The organism is Mesorhizobium huakuii, assembly GCF_030160235.1.
In the GTDB taxonomy this organism is placed as follows: domain Bacteria; phylum Pseudomonadota; class Alphaproteobacteria; order Rhizobiales; family Rhizobiaceae; genus Mesorhizobium; species Mesorhizobium huakuii.
The window spans coordinates 65,665-90,763 of record NZ_BSNY01000017.1; the positions used below are offsets into that span (position 1 = coordinate 65,665).

The window sequence follows — 25,099 nt, forward strand, 5'->3', positions numbered from 1 at the left end:
CCGCCTTAAACGATTTGCCGGCGCGAAAATAATCGGATTTCAGCGGCTTAGCCTTTCATTTTGCACAATCGTCGGGACAATGCGCCCGAACTTCCCAGGAGGATTCGCGAATGCGCGCCAAAAGACTGTCCCTTGTCCTGCTCTGCGCCTTCATGGTGTTCGCAGCCGCACCGGCAGTCCGGCAGGCGCTGGCCGAAGACGCGGCAAAGCCCGCCGATCCGGGCCTGTCCGACGTGCTGACCGATCTGCTGCATGGCGTCGAAGGCGAGAATGCCACCTCGGGGCCAGACAAGCGCGTGCCATTCGGTCGTGAGGAGGTGCAGCTTTCCTTCGCGCCGCTGGTCAAGCAGACGGCGCCGGCCGTGGTCAACGTCTATGCCTCGCAGACGGCCAAGGTCACATCGCCTTTCGAAGGCGATCCGTTCTTCGAGGAGTTTTTCGGCCGCGCCCAGCCGCGCGCGCAGTCCTCGCTCGGCTCGGGCGTGCTTGTCGATCCGAGCGGTGTCATCGTCACCAATTTCCACGTCATCAAGGATGCCGACGAGGTCAAGGTGGCGACCGCCGACGGCCGCGAATTCACCTCGAAGGTGATGCTCAAGGACGAGACGCTGGATCTCGCAGTGCTCAAGATCGAATCCGACAAGCCGTTCCCGGTCATCGCCATCGGCGATTCCGACGCGCTCGAGGTCGGCGACCTGGTGCTGGCCATCGGCAACCCCTTCGGCGTCGGCCAGACCACCACCAGCGGCATCGTCTCGGCACTTGCCCGCAGCCATATCGGCGTCTCGGATTCGGGCTATTTCATCCAGACCGACGCGGCGATCAATCCCGGCAATTCCGGCGGCGCGCTGATCAACATGGGCGGCCAGCTGGTCGGCATCAACACCGCCATCTACAGCCGCAGCGGCGGCTCGATCGGCATCGGCTTCGCCATTCCCGCCAACATGGTGCGGGCTTTCGCCGACGCCGCCAAGGCCGGCCTCGACTTCTTCGAACGTCCCTATATCGGCGCCGAGTTCGAGGCGGTTACGCCGCAGATCGCCGAATCGCTCGGCATGGAAAAGCCGACCGGCGCGCTGGTCTCTTCGGTCGACGCCACGGGACCCGCCGGCAAGGCCGGGCTGAAGGCGGGCGATGTCGTGCTGCAGATCAACGGCAAGCCCGTCGAGAGCATCGAGGCGCTGGACTACCGCATGGCGACGCTGTCGATCGGCACCAAGGCGAACTTCGCGATCCTGACCAAGGGCAAGCAGGCAGCCATGGACATCGCGCTGGAGCGCGCGCCGGAAGGTGCGAAAGCTTCGGAAGTGACGCTGCATGGCCGCAGCCCGTTCTCGGGCGCCAAGGTCGCGGAACTGTCGCCGCGCCTTGCCCAGAAGCTTGGCTTGCGCACCGATCTCAAGGGCGTGACGGTGATCGATGTCAACCGCGACTCGCCGGCCGCCGATTTCGGCTTCCAGCCGGGCGACATCGTGCGCGAGGTCAACGGCACCACCATCGATACCGCCGCGACGCTGGCGCAGGTAGCCCAGCAGGATACGCGTTGGTGGCGCTTTACCGTCGAGCGCGGCGGGCAGATACTGCGCCAGGTGTTGCGTTACTGAGTTCGATCTGAAGGGATCGTGCTCCAAACCAAAAGAATTGCATGGCCGATCTGTTCAGCGTCGATGAACCGGAAAAGGCGCCGCCTGGGCGGCCGCTGGCCGACAGGCTGCGGCCGAAAAACCTTGGCGAGGTCGTCGGCCAGGAGCATCTGACCGGCCCCGATGGCGCGCTGACCCGGTTGATCGGCTCGGGCTCACTCGGCTCGATGATCTTCTGGGGGCCGCCAGGCACCGGTAAGACCACGGTGGCAAGGCTGCTCGCCGGCGAGACCAGCCTTGCCTTCGAGCAGATTTCGGCGGTGTTTTCCGGCGTCGCCGACCTGAAGAAAGTGTTCGAGACAGCCAAGCTGCGCCGCGCCAATGGCCGCCAGACGCTGCTTTTCGTCGACGAGATCCATCGCTTCAACCGCGCCCAGCAGGATTCCTTCCTCCCTGTCATGGAGGATGGGACGGTCGTCCTGGTCGGCGCCACGACCGAAAACCCGTCCTTCGAGCTCAACGCGGCTCTGTTGTCGCGCGCGCGCGTCATGGTTTTCCATTCGCTCGGCGAGGAGAGCATCGCCAAGCTGATGGTGCGGGCGGAGGAGACGGAGGGCAGGGCGCTTCCGCTTGACGACGAGGGGCGGGCAATGCTGATCCGCATGAGCGACGGCGACGGCCGCGCATCGCTGACGCTCGCCGAGGAAGTCTGGCGCGCCGCCAAACCTGGCGAGATATTCGATCCCGAAGGGTTGCAGCGCATCGTCCAGCGCCGGGCGCCGATCTACGACAAGGGCCAGGACGGGCACTACAATCTGATCTCGGCGCTGCACAAATCGGTGCGCGGTTCCGATCCCGATGCCGCACTCTACTATCTCGCGCGCATGTTCGATGCCGGCGAGGATCCGCTCTATCTCGGCCGCCGGCTGGTGCGCATGGCGATGGAAGACATCGGCCTAGCCGATCCGCAGGCGCTGGTCATCGCCAATGCCGCCAAGGACGCCTACGACTATCTGGGCTCTCCGGAAGGCGAGCTCGCCTTTGCCGAGGCCACCGTCTATCTCGCCACCGCGCCCAAATCCAATGCCGTCTACACCGCCTTCAAGGCGGCCACGCAGGCGGCAAAGCAGCATGGCTCGCTGCTGCCGCCGAAGCATATCCTCAACGCGCCGACCAAGCTGATGAAGGAAGTGGATTACGGCGCGGGCTATCGCTACGATCATGATGAGCCGGACGCCTTTTCGGGCCAGGACTATTTTCCGGAGAAGATGGGCCGCCAGACCTTCTACGATCCGCCCGAACGTGGTTTCGAGCGCGACATCAGGAAGCGGCTCGACTATTGGGCGAAGCTGCGCAAGGAACGGGAATAGCCGATTTGCGCGGCCCGGTGGTCGTCACGCTTCGAAGCGAGGCCTCGCCATGGAGCATCTCAACCTCGGTTGCTCTCCACGCGCTGCTGGCCGCCACGCTGGCGCTCGTGCCGCTGCCGAAGCCGCCGAAGCGGCTGGAAGAGGAACGGGTGTCGGTCGACATTCTGACGCCGCAGCAGTTCGAGGCCTCGACAAGACCATCGCCGGCGCCAGCATCCCCCTCAGCGCCAGAGGCAAAAGCGCCCGCACCAACACCAAGCGCTCCTCGATCTACTGCGCCTGCCGCGCCGGCCATGATTCGACCGACCGAAATGCTGTCGGCCAAGACGCTCGCCGATCCGCGCATCCGGCAAGCGCGCGCCGATCTCGCGACCTTCGCCTCCGACGAACGCATGGTGCAATTGTGCAATCTCGAGGCCATGGACCAGATCCGGCGATGGCGCGCGGACTTTCAGCCGGAACGCGTCGTGCCTTATGCGACGGCCGAGGAGAAGATCAGCGGCACCACGATCGCCGCGGACGGTTGCGGCTTTCCGCAGTCGCAAAAACTGGTATGGTCTGAAGTTCAAATGCCAGCTCACACGAGACGGCGGAAGCGTCGTCGGCTTTGAGTTCCTGGTCGGCGATCCCGTGGCCAGGGAGAAATGGGACGAGCTCGGCTTGCCAGCGGTGCATTGACCGAAGGCTGGCAGATTCCACCAGGCAACTGCCAGGCCACGATGTCGTGGCGTTGTGCGGCGACCCAAAAAACCTTATCAAGGCGCACGGCCGGGCGGTGGTCGTTGCCGAGATTTGGCACACTCATTCGCAACAGGATCGCGCTACGCGCGTGGAAAAATGACAAAAACCCTTCGCAAATCCCTTCGCAAATTCGCCATCGCCATCCCGCTTCTTGCCCTTGGCTTCTACTTCATCCCAATTCTGACGACGATCTTCATCGTCTGCGGCCTGATCGACGTGCTGCGCAACGACAGGAAGGATCTGGCGCTGTTCTCCGGCTACTTCCTCGGCAACGGCCTGTTCACCTGGCTCTTGTCGCCGTTCAACCTGCTGGTCGATCTGCTCTGCTACCGCAATCCCGGCGTGTGGAAGCTGGAGCAGTTTCCGGAGGATTATCAGCGCGAGGTCAATGAGGTTCTGGACATCTTCAAGGCGCGCAAGGACGAGATCATAGCCGACATCGACGCCAATTTCGGCGCCGGCCGGCGCGGAATGTATGTCTACCAGTGGTACGGCAAGCACCGGATCGACAACGTCGCCGAGTTCAACAAGGATTTCAAATACATCAAGACCATAGCCGTTTCGGTCTTCAGCAAGCGCGAATCGACCTCCTGGCATTTCGGCCCGCTGCGGCTCAGCCTGCGCATCCTTTACAATCTGATCCCGGTGAAAGCGGAAATCTTCGTCGAATGCGGCAACGTCAAGAACTACTGGTACGACAATCCGCAGTTCATTTTCGACGACACGCTGCTGCACCGTTCGGTCAACGAATATGACGGCCGCCGTTACTGCGTGTTCATGGACATCGTCAGGCCGTCCCCGTTCCCAAGACTGATTGCCGGCATGCTCGCTGTCGTCTCCGTCAGCGTCGAGCGCATCAATTCGATGTTCTACAAGAACTGGAAGATGATCGGATCGACCAAGCCGAAGAAGGTCGAAACCACCTGAACTGAGAAACCGTCAACGCCGGCGGCGGTTGCAAGCAAGCATCTCCGCCGGCTGCTTCGTGGCCAGCCTTTAAGACATTCTCCCTGCTTGCGAGGTGCTCGTTCAAGCGCCGGCCCATTTGGGCTCTCAACAATTCATTATATGAATCTTGTCACAAGATTCGCCGGAGCGGCTCCTGACAGTGTCGGGGATGGCTCCGGCTTTGGTCTCGTAGTTCTGTCTCTTCCTTCCTTGTCCTTCTTTGGCGGCCTCAAGTGACAAAGAACAAAATCTTCGGATTCTGGACGGGTACCTACCTATGCACCTTGTTGCTTGGGATTGCCCTCAGCGCCGCGTACATAAATCTCGAAGAGTCCGTCTACTATTGGGACTTCGCGGCCTATTTCAACATGTTCAACCAGCAGGGCGCACTGCTGGTCGAGAGCCCTTTCGAATGGCTGACCCAATTGGGCACCTCCATCGCGACGGAAGATTACGGCGTGGCGATCCTGGTGCCCCTGATGCCGTTTCACCTTGTTTTCGGCGGTTCAAGGCTTTCCTTCGTTGCCGGGATAGTCGCGGTCTACCTGGTCCCGGCGATTCTTTTGATAGGCAGAATAAGCTATCAGGAGGCGGTCTCCGAGGCGCCGTCCCGGAGTTGGATCGCCGTCTGGATCGCGGCCTTCCTGTACACGCCGTTCTGGGCGCCGACGCTTCGGGGAATGCCTGACGTTGCCGGCTGTCTCGCCTTGACCGCGGCAACCTATTTTCTCTGGAAATCCAGGTTCCTGACCCGCGAACCGGTGATAAGCGGAATATCCGTCGGCGCCTGCCTGTGGTTGGCGTTCATGCTGCGCCGCTGGTACGCCTATGCAGACATAGGGATCACCGTTTCCGCGGCATTCCTGGGTTTGCTGCAGATCGCCAGGGGGCGGGATTTGCCGGCCTTCCGCAACGCGGCTCTGGGCGGCGCGTGTGCGATCTTCCTTATTGCCGCGACGGCGTTGAACTTCCAGCTGCCATTGATCGCCAAGATTCTGCAAACCAGCTACGCCGACCTCTACAGCGGATACAAGACGACCTTTGTCACCCAGCTCGGCGACGTCGGATCCCGGCTCAGCTATCTGAACTGGGCGTTGATTTTAGTGGGCCTCTACATCTCGGTTGTGCGCCGCAACAGATTTGCCCTGTTCTGTGCCATGGCCTCGGTGCTCACCTTCTTGGCTTTCACCCGGACGCAGGACCCGGAACGGCATCATTCCCTGCCGATGTTTCTTTGGCTTTTTCCCGCCTATGCCCAGGCGATCGTTTCGATCGTCGCCGTGCCGGGACTGAAGTCACGTTGGCCGACCACCGCCATCGCCATTGTCGCCGGATTTGCTTTTTTGGGCGCGTTTTTTCCTACCGGCCGTCAGGTGTTGTCCCCGGTTGGCTTCGTCTTCGCCAGGGAAGCCACGCTCCCTCTTCGCCTCGACAATCTCCCAGAATACAGGCGCCTGATCGATGATCTCGTCGCCAGAATGGGACCGGAGGACCGTTTTTCGGTATTTGCGTCGGGTCCTGTGATGAGCGACGCCCTGTTGTTCGGCATGAAGCGGGACCTGGTTGCCCATGTCGGATGGATTTGCCAGGTGGACAGTCGCGATCGGTTCAGACCGGACGCTTTGAAATCCAGATATGTTGTCGTGACTGACCGGCCGGTTACTCATCTGCAGCCGGGCGCGCAGATCTGCGTCACGATCCCGAACCAGTATATTCTCGAAGGCAAGGGTATCGGCGCCGCATACAGGCGCCTTGCGCAGTACCGATTGTCCGGCGGTGTCGCCGGTTATCTCTACGAACAGGTACGCCCGGTCAGCAAAGCCGAGGTTGATGCCCTCTATGTTGAATTCAGGAAGAAGTATCCGGACTGGACTGCGCCTGAATGGTGACGACGAAGGAGAAGGGATTGACGCCATCACCCTTGCAGGGGCAGTAGACCACGATGTTCAATCTGCTTCTCGTGGTCGTCGGCGGCGGCATCGGCGCCGGCATTCGCCATCTCACCAATATGGGCGCGCTGCGTCTTGTCGGTCCCAACTATCCCTGGGGTACGATGGTCATCAACATCGTCGGCTCCTTTGCCATGGGCCTGTTCATCGCCACCCTGGCGCGCCGCGGCGGGTCGAACGAAGTCAGGCTGTTCGTCGCCACCGGAATCTTTGGCGGCTTCACGACTTTTTCCGCCTTTTCGCTCGATTTCGCGACGCTGTGGGAACGGGGAGCCACCCTGCCGGCGTTTGGATATGCGCTGGCCAGCGTCATTGGCGCGATCATCGCCCTGTTTTTGGGTCTTTGGCTCGCAAGAAGCCTGCCTTAATGCTATGCCGCGCCAAGCGCAGGCCGAGCCCTGCTTTGGAAACGGATAAGCGAAGAAAAAATGGCAGGCGTTGAACAGATCACGGTGGAGGCCGGCGAGGCGGGCATGCGGCTCGATCGCTGGTTCAAGACGCATTTCCCGGGCCTGGGTTTCGCCCATTTGCAGAAGCTGCTGCGCTCCGGCCAGATCCGCGTCGATGGCGGTCGCGTCAAGGCCGACAGCCGCGTCGAGCCTGGCCAGGTGGTGCGTATCCCGCCACTCGAGGTCGACAAGAAGGGCGAGAGCGCGCTGACCGGCCATTCGATCCGCAACCAGGGCGACGCCGATGTCCTGGCGAAAATGCTGATCCATGAGGATCCGAAGGTTTTCGTCTTCAACAAGCCGGCGGGCCTGGCGGTGCAGGGCGGTTCGGGCGTCACCCGCAATGTCGACGACATGCTGGAAGCCTGGCGCAACCAGAAGGGCGAGAAGCCGCGGCTGGTCCACCGGCTCGACCGCGACACGTCGGGCGTGCTGGTCGTCGCCCGCACGAGACTGGCCGCCATGAAGCTGTCGGAAGCGTTCCGTGCCCGCGAAACGAAGAAGACCTACTGGGCGCTGGTCAAAGGCGTGCCGCCGAAGCGCGAGGACAAGATCTCGACCTGGCTGATCAAGGAGCCGACCGAGGATGGCGACCGTGTCCGGGTCGCCGCGCATGGAGAAAAAGGCGCCGACCACGCCGTGTCCTACTACCGCATCATCGAGCAGGCGGCGCAGACCATGACCTGGCTGGAGATGGAGCCTTATACGGGCCGCACCCACCAGCTTCGCGTCCATGCCGCCTACATCGGCTGCCCGATCATCGGCGACCCGAAATATTTCGAGGCCGACACCAACTGGGATTTTCCCGGCGGCATCCAGAACCGCCTGCATCTACATGCGCGCCGCATCATCATTCCCCATCCCGACAAGGGGGTCATCGACGTCACCGCGCCGATGCCGCCGCATATGCGCCAGAGCTGGAACCTGATCGGCTTCGACGACGCCAGCGCGGAGGATTGATCTTGAGCGGCGCCACCGACGCGCTCGATCGGCGCGACACAGTCGACATGGCCGCCGCCGCCATCATGGTCGGCCTGACCTTTTCCTGGGGCCTGAACTACGTCGCCGCCAAAATCTCCTATGCCGGCTACGACCCCGTCTTCCTGTCGATCGCGCGCTCGATCATCGGCGGCTTCTGCGTCTTCCTCTGGTGCCGCTGGCGTGGCATCACTCTGTTCGGGCGTGATGGCACATTGCTTGCCGGCATTGCCGTGGGCGTGCTTTTCGGCATCGAGTTCCTCTGCCTCTATGTCGGACTGGAGCATACGACGGTTGCCCGCAACACGCTGCTGGTCAACTCAATGCCGTTCTGGATGCTAATTGGCGGTCACTTCCTGCTTGGCGAACAGATCACCATGCGCAAGTTCCTCGGCCTGCTGCTGGCTTTTGCCGGCCTCACCGCCGTCTTTTCCGACAAGCTTGGCAGCGGCGGGGACATGCTGTTCGGCGATCTGCTCAGTCTCGGCTCGGGGTTTTTCTGGGCTTTGACCAACATCCTCATCAAACGGTCGAAACTGGTCGAGGCGAGCGCCGAGAAGCTGCTGCTCTATCAACTCGCCGGCGCCGCGATCGTCGGCATATTGGTGCTGCCTCTCGCTGGTCCGCCGGTGCGCGACCCCTCCTTGTTGCCGACTTTGGCGCTGCTTTTCCAGGCAATCTATATCGTCGCCTTCACCTATGTCCTGTGGTTCTGGCTGCTACGCCGCTATCCGGCCTCCGGCCTGTCCAGCTTCACCTTCCTGTCGCCGGTTTTCGGTGTCTTGTGTGGCGCGATCATCTTGAACGAGCCGCTGACCATTCGCATTTTTCTGGCGCTTGGCTTGATTGCGGCGGGCCTGATCATCGTCAACCGGCCGGCACGCAAGCTGACCCCGGTGTGAGAGAGACTTTTCATGCGTGACATCCTCAACGACCTCGAAGCGGGCAAGTATCTTTCCGATCCGGATCCGGTGCGTCGCGCCCAGATCCAGATGAAGACACCGCTGCCCAAGCGCTTCTACAAAACCGCTTCGGTTGCGCCGATAGAGGCAGGTTTCGCCGTGCATCTCGACGGCAGGCCGGTGCGCACGCCGGGCAAGGCGCTGCTGGCGTTGCCGACCGAGGCGGCGGCAGCGCTTGTTGCCGACGAATTCGCGGAACAGGGCGAGACGATCAATCCGGTGACGATGCCGGTGATGCGCCTGGTCAACACCGCCATCGACGGCGTTGCCAGCGATCCGCAGGCGGTGCTGGAAGACATACTGCGTTTTGCCTCATCGGATCTGCTCTGTTACCGCGCCGACGCCCCCCAAGGGCTGGTCGAACGGCAGAACGAGCAGTGGGATCCGGTCATCGATTGGGCGCGCACTGCATTGGCGGCTCGCTTCAACCTTGCCGAGGGGGTCATCCATGTCGAGCAGCCGCGCGAGACGATCGCCGTGCTGGGCAGCCATCTCAACCAGCGCGCCGAGCCGCTGCGGCTGGCCGCAATCCACCTGATGACCTCGCTGACCGGTTCGGCGCTGCTGGCGCTGGCCGTCGATTTCGGCGAACTCGACGCCGAGGCTGCCTGGGCCGCCGGCCATGTCGACGAGGACTGGCAGATCGAGCATTGGGGGCAGGACGCCGAAGCGGTCGCGCGCCGCGCCGCCCGCAAACGCGACATGATGGCTGCCGTCAGCCTTCTCGAAGCGCTCAAGGGTTGACCCTGCGGCGATTGCCGCAGCGCACCTAATACCAAAGTCATAATCCCATCGTCGCTCTGCCGTCGGCGGGCGCTTTCTGTCATTTTTCCCGTGATGGCCCGGCATTTCCGAGTCTGCGTTCCGAGGAGAGCGCAGACATTGGCGCCCGGCATCGAGGACAGGGTCTCACGGGAGGACAACTCTATGGCAATGGCATCGACTGCCGGCAGAACGAGCCGCAGCATGACGCGGGAAGAGAAGAAGGTCATCTTCGCTTCCTCGCTCGGCACCGTTTTCGAATGGTACGATTTCTATCTCTACGGTTCATTGGCGGCCTTCATCGGCTCGACCTTTTTCAGCCCGACCATCCCGGAGGCGACGCGCAACATCTTCGCGCTGCTGGCCTTCGCCGCCGGTTTTCTCGTCCGCCCGTTCGGCGCCCTGGTGTTTGGCCGTATCGGTGACCTCGTCGGCCGCAAATATACCTTCCTCGTCACCATGACGATCATGGGTCTGTCGACCTTCCTGGTCGGCTTGCTGCCCGGTTATGCCACCTTGGGTATCGCGGCTCCGGTGATCCTGATCGCGCTGCGCATGTTGCAGGGCCTGGCCCTCGGCGGCGAATATGGCGGTGCGGCGACCTATGTCGCTGAGCACGCGCCTGACGACCGTCGCGGTTTCTACACGTCTTGGATCCAGACGACGGCGACACTTGGCCTGTTCCTGTCGCTGATCGTCATTCTGACTGTTCAGAGCTCCCTGAGCAAGGAAACCTACGCCGCTTGGGGCTGGCGTATTCCGTTTATCGTTTCCTTTGTGCTGCTCGCCGTCTCGATCTGGATTCGACTGTCTCTCTCGGAGTCTCCGACCTTCCAGAAGATGAAGGACGAAGGTAAGGGCTCGAAGGCACCGCTTTCGGAAGCCTTCGGTCAGTGGAAGAATGCCAAGATTGCCCTGCTGGCGCTGCTTGGCCTCACTGCTGGCCAGGCCGTGGTCTGGTACAATGGCCAGTTCTATGCGCTGTTCTTCCTGCAGAACGTGCTGAAGGTCGATGCGCAGTCGGTCAACATCATGATCGCGATCGCGCTGGCACTTGGCTCGATCTTCTTCGTCGTGTTCGGCTGGCTCTCCGACAAGATCGGCCGCAAGCCGATCATCATGGCTGGCCTTGCGCTCGCCATCGTCTGCACCTTCCCGCTGTTCAAGGCATTGACCTGGGCCGCCAATCCGGCACTCGCCAAGGCGCAGCAGAGTACAAGGGCAACGGTCACGGCCGCACCCGGCGACTGCAAGTTCCAGTTCAACCCGGTCGGCACCGCCAAGTTCACGACGTCATGCGACATCGCGACTTCGTTCCTGACCAAGAACTCGGTTCCCTATGACGTGGTGCCGACGGCGGCGGCCGGAACGGCGGCTACGGTCAAGATCGGCAACGAGACCGTGCCGTCCTACGACGCGGTCGCCGCTGGCGATCAGGCCAAGGCCAAGGACGCCGCCTTCGCCAAGGCCGTCAACATGTCGCTGCGGGACGGCGGGTATCCGCTGAAGCGTGCGGCGATCAAGGTAGCGGACCAGAAGCTCGACGCCTTCATCGCGGCCAATCCTGAACTCAAGCTCGACGCCGCTGCCATTCGCGGCGGCGAAAAAGCCGCGGTGCCGACCGATCAGGCGGTCAAGGACAAGTTGGTGACGTCAGAGGAGGCCGCCGGCGCGCCAGAGGTCACCGTCTACAACATACCGGGCGGTGGTGCCTTCGCCATGTTCGCCGATCCGGCAGCCGTGAACTGGCCTATGACGATCGGCATTCTGTTCATCCTGGTCCTGTTCGTGACCATGGTTTACGGGCCGATCGCGGCGATCCTGGTCGAGATGTTCCCGACCCGCATTCGTTACACCGGCATGTCGCTGCCCTATCATATCGGCAATGGCTGGTTCGGCGGTCTGTTGCCGGCAACAGTCTTCGCGCTCAGCGCCTACAAGGGCGATATCTACTATGGTCTGTGGTATCCGGTGGTGATCGCGGCGATGACGCTGGTTATCGGCATGATCTTCGTCAAGGACACGCTTGGCACCGACTTGCACGGCAAGGACTAGCCTAGCCGTCATCGGCTGACAGAAAGCCCGGCGTGATCGTTCACGCCGGGCTTTTCATGTCTGAGACTCCGAAGGAGCGGATCAGCTCTTTGGCTGATCTTCTTCCTCGATGGCCGCTTCGTGATACCAGCCGTCAAAATCGGCGTGCGTGTAGCGCAACGAGGCGATCTCTGCCGCGAATTTCGCCTTTGCGCCTAAATTTGAGGCAGATTTGCGCGCTGCCAGAGGGAACATCAGAATTTTTGCCGATGGACGGGAAGAGGCGATTTCCATGGGCGGTCTCCTTTCTTTTTCAGGAGCTTGTCGATTCAGCTTTCCCACAAGATAGGTCCTGCGATTCATTTAGGCAATATGCCTACGAAAAGATCAGTAATTGCCTAATATTTATGCATAAATCTAGTTTGACTGATATGAGCCCAGTGATGAGGCGGCTCAGCAAATCCGACGCGATATCCCTGCCATTTTGCCGCACCCGCCGAAGTCGGAGTGGCACATGAATTGCATTTTAGGGATCGGCAGCGCCGGCTGCCGACGGCAGACACGTGTCGACGCCGTTTGGTGTTCGGTGAACAAGCAACGAGAGGCTAGAATGACGAAATACAAGCTCGAGTACATTTGGCTCGATGGTTACACCCCGGTTCCCAACCTTCGCGGCAAGACGCAGATCAAGGAATTCGCCGAATTCCCGACGCTCGAACAGCTGCCGCTGTGGGGCTTTGACGGTTCCTCGACCATGCAGGCCGAAGGCCGCAGCTCCGATTGCGTGTTGAAGCCGGTTGCGCTTTACCCGGATCCGGCGCGCACCAACGGCATTCTCGTCATGTGCGAGGTCATGATGCCCGATGGCGTCACGCCGCATGAATCGAACAGCCGCGCGACCATCCTCGACGACGAGGACGCCTGGTTCGGCTTCGAGCAGGAATATTTCTTCTACAAGGACGGTCGTCCGCTCGGCTTCCCGGAGAGCGGTTATCCCGCACCGCAGGGCCCGTACTACACCGGCGTCGGCTACAAGAACGTCGGCGACGTCGCGCGCAAGATCGTCGAAGAGCATCTCGACCAGTGCCTTGCGGCCGGCATCAACCATGAAGGCATCAACGCCGAAGTGGCCAAGGGCCAGTGGGAATTCCAGATTTTCGGCAAGGGTTCCAAGAAGGCCGCCGACCAGATCTGGATGGCGCGCTACCTTCTCCTGCGTCTGACCGAGACATACGGCATCGACATCGAGTTCCACTGCAAGCCGCTCGGCGATACCGACTGGAACGGCTCGGGCATGCACTGCAATTTCTCGACCAAGTTCATGCGCGAAGTCGGCGGCAAGGCCTATTTCGAGGCCCTGATGGCGCAGTTCGACAAGAACCTGATGGACCACATCGCCGTCTACGGTCCGGACAACGACAAGCGCCTGACCGGCAAGCACGAGACCGCGCCGTGGAACAAGTTCAGCTATGGCGTCGCCGACCGTGGCGCGTCGATCCGCGTGCCGCACTCCTTCGTCAAGAATGATTACAAGGGCTATCTGGAAGACCGTCGTCCGAATTCCCAGGGCGACCCCTACCAGATCGCTTCTCAGGTGCTGAAGACGATCTCGCAGGTTGCGACCGATGCGAAGGTCTCGGCCGCCGCTTGATTGTTTTCTCGGCGCGGATCGCAAGGTCTTCGCCGCGGCCTAAGCTCTGCAACAAAAAGCCCTGGCGGAAACGCCAGGGCTTTTTCGTGTTTGCGGGGCGCGGGTGGGTCTGCCGTTCTCAGCCGGCGACAGTCCCGCGCGCCTTCAGCGCCGCCAGCACTTTGGCATGGGGCAAAGCAGGGCTGCGATTGCCGTCGCGGCCGGTCATGTCATCGTTGGCGATCAGCGCATTCAGCACCGCCTCCTCGGTCGCCTGTACGACGGCTGCATAGAAATCGTCCATGCGGCCCCATGGGATGAAGTCCATGTGGCTGTAGCTCTCATCGCCGGGCGGTCCTTTTGGAAAGCGGCCGTTCAGCGCATCCCGGTTGGCGGTCGAGAAGGCGAGAAAAATGTCGCCGGAGAAATGCGAGCCGGTGGTGCCCGTTCGCGCTAGGCCGAGCGGCATGCGCCGGGCCAGCGCCTTGCATTGGCCGGGCAGAAGCGGTGCATCGGTGGCGACGATGCCGATGCAGGAGCCGGCGCCGGTTGGGCCACCGCTGAAGTAGGACTCCATCGGATTGTCATCCGCAAGCGCATGCCCAAGCGGCACGCCGGCGATGGTGAGTTCGCGACGCGAACCGAAATTGGCTTGCAGGAAGACGCCGACCGTGTAGGAGCGATGGCCGTAGTCGACGATCCGCGAGGCCGTGCCGGAGCCGCCCTTGAAGGCATAGCAGTTCATGCCGGTGCCGCCGCCGACCGAGCCTTCCTCGATGCGCCCGCTCGCCGCATTGTCGATCGCGGCGATGGCGTGGTCGACCGTAACATGCGAGCCGTTGATGTCGTTGAGATAGCCGTCCCAGGTTTCCGCCACGACCGGCAGCAGCCACTGGTTGGCGACATCGGGCTTGTGGCGCGCCACCCAGTCGATGACGCCGCGATGGCAGGGGCCGACCGCATGGGTGTTGGTGATCAGGATCGGCAGGCTGATGCTGCCGGCCTCCTCAATCCATGACGCGCCGGTCATCTCGCCATTGCCGTTGAAGGAATGATAGCCGGCCGCGCAGGCAGTGCCGATACCGTCATGGCCGAACGGCAGGATGGCCGTCACGCCGGTGCGCGCCGGTCCGTGTCCAAGGTTGAGCTCGCCTTCGCCCTTGATGATCGTGGAATAACCGACCAGGACGCCGGCGACATCGGTGATGGCATTGGCGGGGCCAGGTGTGCCTTGCAGGGGAATGGTGAGCGCCCGGGCTCGCGCCTTGCCGGCTGGCGTGGTGGTGTGGGTCGGCACTTGATCCATGCTTGGGTTCGCTCCGTGGAAATAAGCCGGCTCAGCGAAGGCTGCAGCCGGTCGCAAGCTCGGCGTAGCTGGTCAGGATGGCCAGCGCCGAAGCTTGATCGACCGCCGGCACGACGTTGACCAGATGCAGCCCCAGGCCATCCTCGAGTACCACCAGGCTGCGTGCGATCGTCTCGCTGGCCGCCTGCAGCTTGAAGATGCCGGTGGCCGCACCCGCTTCCAGGATGCCGACATAGATCGACACCTGCCGCTCGAACAAAGTGATGTGGCGGGCGGCATAGCTCGCATCCGAACGCGAATAGGCGCCGAGCTCGAGCAGCAGCCGGCAGAGCTGGTCGTCCGCGTCGGTCGGCAGCCCGCTCTCGATCATCGTCTTCAGCCGCAGCCGCGGATCGGCGATCTCGGCGACCGACGCCGCGCGCAGCGTGCAGAACCGCTCGACAGCCTTGCGCTGCACATCGTCCAGCAGGTCTTTGAGGCCGGGATAGTAGTAGAGCAGGGCGCTCGAACTCATCCCCGCCTCATTGGCGACGTCGCGCAACGTGACGCCGGCAAGGCCGCGCTTGGCGATCATCGATTCTGCCGCCGCGACGAGGGTGAGGCGGCGATCGGTCTGGGTTTTGGGTCGTCCCATTTCTGTTTCCTGAATTTGATTCAGTTTAAAACTGGCGTGAGAAATTTTGCAAGCACCATTGCGCCATATTTGTTGACGATATCTGACTCCATCGATAGGTTCCGCAGCCGGAGGATAATTTTTATCTAATTAAAAAAAGGGGAGGACGATGTCTACAAACGAAGCAACAACAGGGCCGGTCGACAAGGCCGCGCCAGCCGCCAAGGGACTGGACCGGGCGCTCAACGCGCTGGGCACGCTGATGATCGTGCTGTCGGCGGTGACGCCGGCATCCTCGGTGTTCATCATCGTGCCGGGTGTCATCGCATTGGCCGGCACGGGCTCATTTCTGAGTTTCGTCATTGCCGCCGTCATCGGGCTGTTCATGGCCTTCGTCTACGCCGAATTGTCATCGGCCTATCCGATGGCCGGCGGCGAATACACCATGATCGGCCGCACGCTTGGCCGCTTCTGGGGCTTCGTCACGCTGGTGCTGGTGTTCGTCTCGATCGTGCTGATCGTCGCCGTCATCGCGCTCGGCGTCGGTACCTATCTCGGCGTGCTCGTTCCCAACCTCAGCCCGCAATGGGTCGGTGTGGTGACGATCGCGCTGGCTGGCACGGTCGCGGCCATGCGCATCAAGCTCAACGCCTTCGTCACGGGCATCTTCCTTGGCATCGAGATGCTGGCGCTGCTGATCCTGACCGGTCTCGGCTTCGCCCATGTCGAGCGGCCGCTGTCGAGCCTGTTCACCTCGCCGCAATTGCTCGATGCCACCAACACGCTGGTACCGGCGTCGGCCGGAATCATCCTTGCGGCCACCGCCGTTTCGCTCTTTGCCTATAATGGCTACGGCGCGGCTGCCTATTTCGGCGAGGAGACGCAGGACGCCAAGCGCAATATCGGCAAGGTCGTGGTCTGGGCGCTGTTGATCACGGTTGCTGCGGAACTCATCCCGCTGACCGCCGTGCTGCTCGGCTCTCCGGATATGGCGGGCCTGCTCGCAGCACCGCAGAAGATCGAGTACTTCCTCGAGGCGCGCGGCGGCCATGCGCTGACGGTGCTGATCAGCCTTGCCATCGCCGTCGCCATCTTCAACGCGGTCATCGCCATCATCCTGCAGGCGGCGCGGCTGCTGTTCAGCTCCGGCCGCGACAAGACCTGGTTCGGTCCCATCAACGCCGCGGTCGCCTCTGTCCATGGCAGCTACGCGTCACCCTGGATCGCCACCATCGTCGTGTCGGTGCTAGCGGCGGTCGCCTGTTTCATCGACATCAACCTCCTGCTGGTGGTCAGCGGCACGTCGCTGGTGGTGATCTATGCGCTTCTGTGCGTGGCGGTGTTTGTCGGGCGCCGCAACGGCAGCACGGCTGGCGGGCACTACCGCATGCCGCTGTTTCCGGTGCCGGCTATCCTGGCTTTCGTGGCTCTGGTCTATGTCGCCTACCAGAATCTTCTCGACGCCGCCTTCGGACGCCCGAGCCTGATCGCGACACTGCTGATCATGGTCGTGGCGGCGATCTACTATGTGCTGGTGCTCGCCAGGCGAACGGATTGGAATCTGCATGGTCCCGACGAACTTGCCGGATAGGCGTCACCCTCCGATTCTGTCCCTGCAAGACCCCCGGCTTCGGTCGGGGTTCTCTTTTGCCGTTCTGGCCCAGCGGAGGGAATACACCCAAAAAAAGTCAGGCTGAAAAGGATCGAACAAATTCACCGGACGGGGAGGCTTTTGATTGACGTCCTTCGGCTCCACTGGTGCCGTGCGTTTCCGACTTTATCGAAAAAGCCCGGAAAACGGCCTGTTTCAGCTCACCCGTACTCGAACGACCTCTCTATAAGCCTCTGTTCATACATCGAAATCCGCGATTCATGCCCTCGTCAGGCAGCGTTGACAGATCACGCTGCGGCATGCGTATTCCTGGCCATGGGTTACGCCAAAGCGATGCTGTTCGAACGGGGCGGGGTTTCTTGAACGACGGCATTGGCGGGGGCGCCGGACGAGCGGGCATTGCAGCCTGAGGCAGTGCGCCGCTCGCTCCTGGCGTTCGATTGCGCTGGAAATGGCAAGCCTTCATTTGCGATTTCCGCCCGCGGCCACGAAGCCGGCAAGCGACGCCATCAATCGATCCTTTGGAACGGAATAGAGAGTGCTCGCGGTTGCGTGGCTGGCCACACGCGCGCCCGTCGACAAAGCATTGACGACAGCAAAAGGCCCTTGAAGGCGGAAATCCTTCAAGGGCCTTTTTTAACGCCATCCGTATGGGATTTTACACCGAATAGTACATGTCGTATTCGACCGGATGCGGGGTCATTTCGAAGCGCATCACCTCGGCCATCTTCAGCTCGATGTAGCTGTCGATCTGGTCGTCGTCGAAGACGCCGCCGGCCTTCAGGAAGCCGCGGTCCTTGTCGAGGCTCTGGAGGGCTTCACGCAGCGAACCGCAGACGGTCGGGATCTTCTTCAGCTCCTTCGGCGGCAGGTCATAGAGGTCCTTGTCCATCGGCTGACCGGGGTGGATCTTGTTCTTGATGCCGTCGAGGCCGGCCATCAGCATGGCGGCGAAGGCGAGGTAGGGGTTCGCGCCCGGATCGGGGAAGCGGACCTCGACGCGCTTGGCCTTCGGCGACGAGCCGAACGGAATGCGGCAGGAAGCCGAGCGGTTGCGCGCCGAGTAGGCGAGCAGCACCGGCGCTTCATAGCCGGGCACCAGACGCTTGTAGGAGTTGGTCAGCGGGTTGGTGAACGCGTTGATCGCCTTGGCGTGCTTGATGATGCCGCCGATGTAGAACAGGCAGCTCTCCGACAGGCCGGCATATTCATTGCCGGCGAAGGTCGGCTTGCCGCCCTTCCAGATCGACTGGTGGACGTGCATGCCCGAGCCATTGTCGCCGAAGATGGGCTTCGGCATGAAGGTGGCCGTCTTGCCATAGGCGTTGGCGACCTGGTGCACGACATACTTGTAGATCAGCATCTTGTCGGCGTTACGGACCAGCGTGTCGAACTTGATGCCGAGCTCGTGCTGCGCGGCGGCGACTTCGTGGTGGTGCTTTTCGACGCGCACGCCCATTTCGGCGAGCACGGTCAGCATCTCCGAGCGCATGTCCTGCGCGCTGTCGATCGGCGGCACCGGGAAATAGCCGCCCTTGACGCGCGGACGGTGGCCGAGATTGCCGGTCTCGTAGTCGGTGTCGTCATTGGACGGCAGTTCGGTCGAATCCAGCTTGAAGCCGGTGTTGTAGGGGTCGGCCTTGTACTTGACGTCATCGAACACGAAGAACTCGGCTTCCGGGCCGACGAAGATCTGGTCGCCGATGCCTTCCGACTTCATGTAGGCTTCGGCCTTCTTGGCCGTGCCGCGCGGGTCGCGGTTGTAGGATTCGCCAGAGACCGGATCGAGGATGTCGCACAGGATGACCATGGTCGACTGGGCAAAGAACGGATCCATGTGGACAGTGTCCGGATCGGGCATCAGCACCATGTCGGACTCGTTGATGGCCTTCCAGCCGGCGATCGAGGAGCCGTCGAACATGACGCCGTCGGCGAACATGTCTTCCTCGACCTCGACGACATCCATCGTCACGTGCTGCAGCTTGCCCTTCGGGTCGGTGAAGCGCAGGTCGACGAATTTCACGTCGTTGTCCTTGATCTGCTTCATGATGTCTTTGGCTGTCGTCATGTCATGTATCCCTGTTTGATGACGTTTTTTGATGGATGACGTTCTTGGAAGGCTGGCCGCGTCAGACCGCGTCCATCCCGGTTTCGCCGGTGCGGATGCGCACGACTTCCTCGATATTGGAGACGAAGATCTTGCCGTCGCCGATACGGCCGGTCTGGGCCGCCTTGCGGATGGCTTCGATCGCGCCTTCGACCGCATCGTCGCCGAGCACGACCTCGATCTTCACCTTGGGCAGGAAATCGACGACATATTCGGCGCCACGGTAGAGTTCGGTATGGCCTTTCTGACGTCCGAAGCCCTTGGCCTCGGTCACGGTGATGCCTTGCAGTCCGGCCTCCTGAAGCGCTTCCTTCACTTCGTCCAGCTTGAATGGCTTGATGATCGCTTCGATCTTTTTCATGTAAAAAGTGGCCTCCACTGCCAAAAAAACGGGTTGTGAACCCCCGCTTGCGCCTCCATCAAGCACGAACTGTGCCAGATAGCTGGATTCGAAGCGGTTTCATACGATTTCCAAGTCACGTCGTGCCGAGGTGCAAATTCGCGTCGTTCGATGCATCGGATGCGGCATGATCTGCCGAAGCCTACACAAGGCCAGCCCTTGCATCCGCATAATAATTAGGCAAATCGCCCATTGAGTGAGCATCTTTGCGCCTTGATACACTCCTGGCGACATGGCCTCGGCTGATGATGAACTCCTCCCGTTTGCTTCGGCTCGAAAACTGGACAATGCTTGATCGAATGCGGATCGGCAATCCATGAGCGATGAACTTCTTACTTCCGCCGAAATGGGCGAGGCGGACCGGCTGACGATTGCCGCCGGCCCAATCGACGGCATCGGCCTGATGCGCCGCGCCGGCGAAGCGGTCGCGGGCGAAGTTCTCAGGCGCTACCCCTCGGCGACACATGTCCATGTGTTGTGCGGGCCTGGCAACAATGGCGGCGACGGCTATGTCGTCGCCCGCATCCTGGCCGGCAGCGGCGCCGCCACCACGGTCTGGGCATCCGGTGCGCCGAGGCCGCAAAGCGACGCGGCACTCGCCGCGGCACAGTGCCCGATCGCGCCCCGGCCGCTGTCGGGCTTCGAGGCCGAACCTGGCTCGATCGTGGTCGATGCGCTATACGGGGCAGGGCTGTCCAAGCCGCTGTCCGGCGATGCCGCCAGGGCGGTGGGTGTCGCCACCGATCGGCGTTTGCCGGTTGTCGCGGTCGATCTGCCCTCGGGCGTTTCCGGCGACAGCGGCAAGGTGTTGGGCGTGGCATTTACAGCCGACGTCACCGTAACTTTCGCGCGCAAGAAGCCAGGCCATCTGCTCCTGCCGGGACGGGAGCGATGCGGCGAGATTGTGCTTGCCGATATCGGTATCGGCGACGACATCATCGCACGGCTCCAGCCCCGAACGCTCGAGAACAGGCCGGCGCATTGGCTGCGCGATTTCCCGGTGCCGGCTATTGACGCACACAAGTACAAGCGCGGCCATGTCGGCGTCTTTTCCGGAGGGCCGAGCGCCACCGGCGCGGCGCGGCTGTCGGCGCTTGCGGCGGCCCGAAGCGGGGCAGGGGCGGTGACCGTGCTGTCGCCCGGCAGCGCCATGCAGGTCAACGCAAACCATCTGACCTCGATCATGCTGCGCAAGGCCGATGATGTCGCCGATATCAAGGAATTTGTCGGCGAACGCCGGCCTTCAGCCTTCGTTCTTGGCCCTGGCTTCGGCGTCGGTGACAAAACGCGGACCTTTGGGCTGGCGCTCCTCGCCTCCGGCGAGCGGCAGGATGTTGCCACACAGTTTGATGGCCTTGTGTTCGACGCCGACGCGATCACCGCCTTTCGCGACACGCCGGACGTCCTGTTCGAGGCGGCGCGCACGCCGAATGCGCCAGCCCTGGTGATGACCCCGCATGAGGGTGAGTTCGCCGGGCTGTTTCCCGACATCGCCGGTGATGGCGCCTCTTCCAAGCTCGACAAGGCGCGCGCGGCGGCCGCTCGGGCCAACGCCGTCGTCGTCTACAAGGGCGCCGATACGGTAATCGCTGCTCCCGACGGCCGGGCGGCAATCAATTCCAACGGCGCGGCCTGGCTTGCCACCGCCGGGTCTGGCGACGTGCTGTCCGGCATATCAGCCGGGCTGCTGGCGCAAGCCATGCCGGCGTTCGAAGCAGCCTGCGCGGCGGTATGGATCCATGCCGAGGCCGGCAGCCGCTTCGGTGCGGGTTTGATTGCCGAGGATCTGCCGCTGGCGCTGGTGCCCGTGTTGCGTGAACTGGTCGAAGCACGTCCCAAGGTGCCCGTCGAATGAAGCGTTTCGTGCTCGCCATCGCGGCCGTCGTCGCGCTGTTAGCATCGCACGCAGTGCGCGCCGGGCAGCCGGTGACCATCGTCGACGATCCGGTGGTTCTCGCCGCCCTCGATGCCAGGGGTTTTGGCTTCGCCGGCATTTTCCACGTCGATGGCGGGGATGATCTGAAGGCGCTCTATGACAAGGCACCGGCCTATCATGCGATCGTCGATACGGTGGCGGCCGACATTGCCGCGCTGCGGGCCGAGATAAAGGCCGGTGGGCGCACGCTCTACGAGGTGACCGACGCCAATGTCGGCCGCATCATGGATATGCGCTGGCTGAAGACGGAGGCGGCGCGCTTCCGGCTGGTCGGAATCGTCAACCGGCTCGACCGGCGTGACTTCGCTGCCTTGGCAGGCGACAAGGGGTGCGGCGAGGTGCGCTTCATCTATCGCCTGGCCTACAGTTTCAAGAAGGACGGCAAGGTCCTGGCCTCGCGACTGCCGTTCAACTTCAACGCCGTCTACCGTGCCGCACCCGATGCCGATGGCGGCTGCGTCGGCGTTGCCGGACGCTGGACGCCGCAACTCGATGAGAGCGTCGATGCCGGCTGGCTGACCGGCGGGCCGCTGGAGCGTGCCGGTCTGACCTTCAAGCAGCTTGAACTCAATGCGCAGGTGGTGCGCTTTCCCTCGGGCCAGGAGACCGAATTCGGCGGTCAAGCCGCGTATCTCATGCGGATCTTCGGCATCGATGGCGCCACCGTCAGCGAGAAGCCGCTTGAAAACACGCCCGATACAGTGCGGCTCTCGCAAGATGCCGCACTGAAGAAGCGGCTTGCCGATTATGTCAGCGCCAATGTCGCGGCGGTCGATCTCGGTGTCTATGAAATCCCGGACGAATTCCTGGCGAAAAAGGTCGTCTCATGGTCGACCTTCGGCAGCGCGCGGCAAGCCAACCACCCGTTCACGCAAATATTCCAACTCAAGGAACTAGAATCGCTCGATTATTCCTCGCTGAAGCTGGTGCGCACGCCGGAGGCGCTAGTAGAGCGGCTGGACAATGGTTCCTGCCAGGGCTGTCACCAGGCGAGTTCCACGGCCGGCTTTCACTTCATCGGCCTCGACGACAGGACGACGTCGCCACTCAACCGCATCGAGGTCGGCATCTCGCCGCATCTCCATGCCGAGATTCCGCGGCGCCAGGCTTGGCTGCGCACAACGCAGGAAGGCAAGGAGCCGAACCGTTATCGGCCGCTGTCCTTCGCACCGCCCGCCACCTGGACCGAGACCGGCGACATCGATTTCGCGCCGGCCGAAATGGCGATGCCGTGCTTGATGCCGGACGATGCCAGGCGCTTCGGCGCGACCTGGCAATGCGGTGGCGGCACGGTCTGCACGCCGCTGGCGACCGCGTCTGGCGTGCGCACCGCTCTGGCGCAGTGTCTGCTGCCGAAGGATAGCCCGAAGATGTTTTCCGGCCATCCCTGCCTGACCGGGTCAATCGCCAGCAACCCGTCGCAGCCTTTCAACGACCGCTACACGATATCAGGCCAGTTTGCCGCCTTCGCACCGGGGATTTCGCGGACTGCCTATACCTGCCGGCCGCCCAAGATCGGCGTACCGGCCGGCATCGCCTACCGCGCCTGCGACGACAAGGATCGCAACTTTGCCGACTTCAAGAAGGGCAAGCCGATGCCGAACGAAATCTGCGGGCTGGTCGGCGGCAAGAAATTCGATACTTGCGTGGCGACCAACAATTTCGACCAGTGCCTCGGCGGTGCGGTCAATCGCGGCAACCGGCCGGCCTGCTCGGCGGATCATTTCTGCCGCGAGGATTATATGTGCCAGTCGCTGCCGCCGGACACGCCGGGTGTCGCCAAGGTCAAAGGCATCGGCTTCTGCTCGCCGACCTATTTCATCTTCCAGATGCGCATCGACAACCACGCAACGCCCTGGGCGAGCGCTACCAGCGTGCCCAGGGATGCGGGGTTCGGCGCTGCCGAGGAGGAATGAGTGTTTGCCGCTTCCTGGCAAAAGCTCTTCAGCGCCTTACAGCGGGATGTTGTCGTGCTTCTTCCAGGGGTTCTGCATGTCCTTGTTGCGCAGCATCCGCAGCGCCCGGGCGATGCGGCGGCGGGTCGAGTGCGGCATGATCACCTCATCGACATAACCGCGCTCGGCGGCGACGAAAGGCGACAGGAAGCGATCCTCGTAAGTCTTTGTATGGGCTGCGATCTTTTCCGCGTCGCCAATGTCCTTGCGGTAGATGATTTCGACCGCGCCTCTCGCCCCCATGACCGCGATCTGCGCCGTCGGCCACGCATAGTTCATGTCGCCACGCAGATGCTTCGACGCCATCACGTCATAGGCGCCGCCATAGGCCTTTCTGGTGATGACGGTGATCTTCGGCACGGTCGCCTCGGCATAGGCGAACAGCAGCTTGGCGCCGTGCTTGATCAGTCCGCCATATTCCTGTGCGGTGCCGGGGAGGAAGCCTGGAACATCGACGAAGGTGACGATCGGGATCGAAAAACAGTCGCAGAAGCGCACGAAGCGCGCCGCCTTGCGGCTGGCGTCGGAATCGAGCACGCCTGCCAGCACCATCGGCTGATTGGCGACGAAGCCGACTGTGCGGCCCTCGACGCGACCGAAGCCGGTGACGATGTTCTTGGCGAAACTCTGCTGGATCTCGAAGAAGTCGCCCTCGTCGGCGACCTTCAGGATCAGCTCCTTGATGTCATAGGGTTTGTTGGCGTTGTCTGGAATCAGCCGGTCGAGCGACAAATCGTGATCGGTGACCGACTGGTAGCATTCGACCTCGGGAATATCAGATGTGTTGGAGGCAGGCAGGAGATCGACCAGCCGGCGCATCTGCAGCAAGGCTTCGACGTCATTGTCGTAGGCGCCATCGGCGATGGAGGATTTGGTCGTGTGCACCGAGGCGCCGCCGAGGCTTTCGGCGGTCACCGTCTCATTGGTGACCGTCTTCACCACATCCGGGCCGGTGACGAACATGTAGGAGGTGTCGCGCACCATGAAGATGAAGTCGGTCATGGCGGGCGAATAGACGTCGCCGCCGGCGCACGGGCCCATGATCACGGAAATCTGCGGGATGACACCGGAGGCCAGCACGTTGCGCTGGAAGATCTCGGCATAGCCGCCGAGCGCCGCAACGCCTTCCTGGATGCGCGCGCCGCCGGCGTCGTAGAGCCCGATGATCGGCGCACGGTTGCGCAGCGCCATCTCCTGCACCTTGATGACCTTTTCGGCGTGCGCCTCCGATAGCGAGCCGCCGAACACGGTGAAATCCTTGGCGAAGAGATAGACGGGACGACCGTTGACCGTGCCCCAGCCGGTGACGACGCCATCGCCGGCGATCTTGGTCTTCTCCATGCCGAAATCAGTCGAACGGTGTTCGACATACATGTCGAATTCTTCGAAGGAGCCTTCGTCGAGAAACACCTCGATGCGTTCGCGCGCCGTGAGCTTGCCCTTCTTGTGCTGAGCGTCGATGCGCGCCTGGCCGCCACCCATGCGGGCGATGTCGCGCCGGCGCTCGAGTTCCTTCAGCACGTCCTTCATCGCTCGGTCCCCAAAATGGAAGCTGCGTTTGTGGTAATGATGCCCGTCGGGGAGCGCAAGCGTTGGCTTTTGGCCAATTTTTGCTGCACTGCAACATGACGCCCCTTGCATTCCGGAGCGAACTCAGCCATATGCAGCCCATAGGCGCTTGGGCCGGGAGATTCCGGCCTTCTCGACAAATGAGACTGGTTGCGTCTGTTTTCCCTCTTTCCGGCAAATCGGTAAGGCGGCGAA

The 25,099-nt window shown here is 62.2% G+C and carries 21 protein-coding genes; 15 read left to right on the plus strand and 6 right to left on the minus strand.

From position 1 onward, the window contains the following. Window positions 1–110: 110 nt before the first annotated feature. The 11 genes from QQK95_RS08380 (at window position 111) to QQK95_RS08430 (ending at window position 11,797) form a co-directional block, all read left to right on the plus strand. The gene (locus tag QQK95_RS08380) at window positions 111–1,604 is read left to right on the plus strand and encodes a DegQ family serine endoprotease (RefSeq protein ID WP_284270949.1); all 1,494 of its coding nucleotides are present in this window, start codon (window positions 111–113) and stop codon (window positions 1,602–1,604) included. Between the two features lie 41 nt (window positions 1,605–1,645). Then, window positions 1,646–2,953, plus strand: coding sequence for a replication-associated recombination protein A (locus QQK95_RS08385; RefSeq protein WP_284270951.1), 1,308 nt, complete (start codon window positions 1,646–1,648; stop codon window positions 2,951–2,953). A 5-nt stretch (window positions 2,954–2,958) separates the two neighbouring features. Next, window positions 2,959–3,564 carry a DUF930 domain-containing protein gene (locus tag QQK95_RS08390; RefSeq protein ID WP_284270953.1) on the plus strand — a complete coding sequence of 202 codons (606 nt, stop codon included), beginning with the start codon at window positions 2,959–2,961 and terminating at the stop codon, window positions 3,562–3,564. Continuing rightward, window positions 3,512–3,631: a DUF930 domain-containing protein gene (locus QQK95_RS08395; RefSeq protein ID WP_284271038.1), complete on the plus strand. Its 120-nt coding sequence runs from the start codon at window positions 3,512–3,514 to the stop codon at window positions 3,629–3,631. The genes QQK95_RS08390 and QQK95_RS08395 overlap by 53 nt, the downstream gene beginning before the upstream one ends. A 159-nt stretch (window positions 3,632–3,790) precedes the next feature. Further along, the gene (locus tag QQK95_RS08400) at window positions 3,791–4,621 is read left to right on the plus strand and encodes an aspartyl/asparaginyl beta-hydroxylase domain-containing protein (protein ID WP_284270955.1); all 831 of its coding nucleotides are present in this window, start codon (window positions 3,791–3,793) and stop codon (window positions 4,619–4,621) included. Window positions 4,622–4,875: 254 nt separating this feature from the next. Continuing rightward, entirely contained in the window at window positions 4,876–6,531 is a 1,656-nt protein-coding gene (locus QQK95_RS08405; protein ID WP_284270957.1) for a hypothetical protein, read from the plus strand. A 53-nt stretch (window positions 6,532–6,584) separates the two neighbouring features. After that, entirely contained in the window at window positions 6,585–6,959 is a 375-nt protein-coding gene (gene crcB / locus QQK95_RS08410) for a fluoride efflux transporter CrcB (RefSeq protein WP_284270958.1), read from the plus strand. A 60-nt stretch (window positions 6,960–7,019) separates the two neighbouring features. Further along, complete coding sequence (locus QQK95_RS08415; protein ID WP_284270959.1) at window positions 7,020–8,000, plus strand: RluA family pseudouridine synthase; 981 nt, start codon at window positions 7,020–7,022, stop codon at window positions 7,998–8,000. 47 nt (window positions 8,001–8,047) lie between these two features. Next, window positions 8,048–8,920 carry a DMT family transporter gene (locus tag QQK95_RS08420; RefSeq protein ID WP_284271039.1) on the plus strand — a complete coding sequence of 291 codons (873 nt, stop codon included), beginning with the start codon at window positions 8,048–8,050 and terminating at the stop codon, window positions 8,918–8,920. A gap of 12 nt (window positions 8,921–8,932) precedes the next feature. Further along, on the plus strand, window positions 8,933–9,724 hold the full coding sequence (locus QQK95_RS08425) for an ATP12 family chaperone protein (protein WP_284270961.1): 792 nt from the start codon (window positions 8,933–8,935) through the stop codon (window positions 9,722–9,724). Between the two features lie 183 nt (window positions 9,725–9,907). Next, complete coding sequence (locus tag QQK95_RS08430) at window positions 9,908–11,797, plus strand: MFS transporter (RefSeq protein ID WP_284270964.1); 1,890 nt, start codon at window positions 9,908–9,910, stop codon at window positions 11,795–11,797. A gap of 81 nt (window positions 11,798–11,878) precedes the next feature. Here the strand turns inward: QQK95_RS08430 and QQK95_RS08435 are convergent, their stop codons facing one another. After that, entirely contained in the window at window positions 11,879–12,070 is a 192-nt protein-coding gene (locus tag QQK95_RS08435) for a DUF2735 domain-containing protein (RefSeq protein WP_284270966.1), read from the minus strand. Between the two features lie 316 nt (window positions 12,071–12,386). Here QQK95_RS08435 and QQK95_RS08440 point away from each other — a divergent pair, with 316 nt between their 5' ends. After that, on the plus strand, window positions 12,387–13,427 hold the full coding sequence (locus QQK95_RS08440; RefSeq protein ID WP_010909300.1) for a glutamine synthetase beta-grasp domain-containing protein: 1,041 nt from the start codon (window positions 12,387–12,389) through the stop codon (window positions 13,425–13,427). A 118-nt stretch (window positions 13,428–13,545) separates the two neighbouring features. Here QQK95_RS08440 and QQK95_RS08445 read toward each other — a convergent pair whose 3' ends face one another. Together QQK95_RS08445 and QQK95_RS08450 are read right to left on the minus strand one after the other, a co-directional pair. Next, window positions 13,546–14,712: a DmpA family aminopeptidase gene (locus QQK95_RS08445; RefSeq protein WP_284270967.1), complete on the minus strand. Its 1,167-nt coding sequence runs from the start codon at window positions 14,710–14,712 to the stop codon at window positions 13,546–13,548. 31 nt (window positions 14,713–14,743) lie between these two features. After that, a complete protein-coding gene (locus tag QQK95_RS08450; RefSeq protein ID WP_284270968.1) occupies window positions 14,744–15,346 on the minus strand; it encodes a TetR/AcrR family transcriptional regulator in 603 nt (200 codons plus the stop codon). 148 nt (window positions 15,347–15,494) lie between these two features. On the opposite strand from QQK95_RS08450, the gene QQK95_RS08455 reads away from it, so the two are divergent. Continuing rightward, window positions 15,495–16,916 carry an APC family permease gene (locus QQK95_RS08455; protein ID WP_284270969.1) on the plus strand — a complete coding sequence of 474 codons (1,422 nt, stop codon included), beginning with the start codon at window positions 15,495–15,497 and terminating at the stop codon, window positions 16,914–16,916. Window positions 16,917–17,595: 679 nt separating this feature from the next. On the opposite strand, the gene glnA is transcribed toward QQK95_RS08455, so the two are convergent. Next, complete coding sequence (gene glnA / locus QQK95_RS08460) at window positions 17,596–19,005, minus strand: type I glutamate--ammonia ligase (RefSeq protein WP_284270970.1); 1,410 nt, start codon at window positions 19,003–19,005, stop codon at window positions 17,596–17,598. Between the two features lie 61 nt (window positions 19,006–19,066). Next, window positions 19,067–19,405, minus strand: a complete 339-nt coding sequence (locus tag QQK95_RS08465; RefSeq protein WP_006205430.1) for a P-II family nitrogen regulator — start codon at window positions 19,403–19,405, stop codon at window positions 19,067–19,069. 355 nt (window positions 19,406–19,760) lie between these two features. On the opposite strand from QQK95_RS08465, the gene QQK95_RS08470 reads away from it, so the two are divergent. Both QQK95_RS08470 and QQK95_RS08475 read left to right on the plus strand, forming a co-directional pair. Next, on the plus strand, window positions 19,761–21,299 hold the full coding sequence (locus QQK95_RS08470; protein ID WP_284271027.1) for an NAD(P)H-hydrate dehydratase: 1,539 nt from the start codon (window positions 19,761–19,763) through the stop codon (window positions 21,297–21,299). Further along, complete coding sequence (locus tag QQK95_RS08475; RefSeq protein ID WP_284271028.1) at window positions 21,296–23,296, plus strand: hypothetical protein; 2,001 nt, start codon at window positions 21,296–21,298, stop codon at window positions 23,294–23,296. The genes QQK95_RS08470 and QQK95_RS08475 overlap by 4 nt, the downstream gene beginning before the upstream one ends. A 36-nt stretch (window positions 23,297–23,332) precedes the next feature. Here QQK95_RS08475 and QQK95_RS08480 read toward each other — a convergent pair whose 3' ends face one another. Next, the gene (locus tag QQK95_RS08480) at window positions 23,333–24,865 is read right to left on the minus strand and encodes an acyl-CoA carboxylase subunit beta (RefSeq protein ID WP_284271029.1); all 1,533 of its coding nucleotides are present in this window, start codon (window positions 24,863–24,865) and stop codon (window positions 23,333–23,335) included. Window positions 24,866–25,099: the final 234 nt, after the last annotated feature.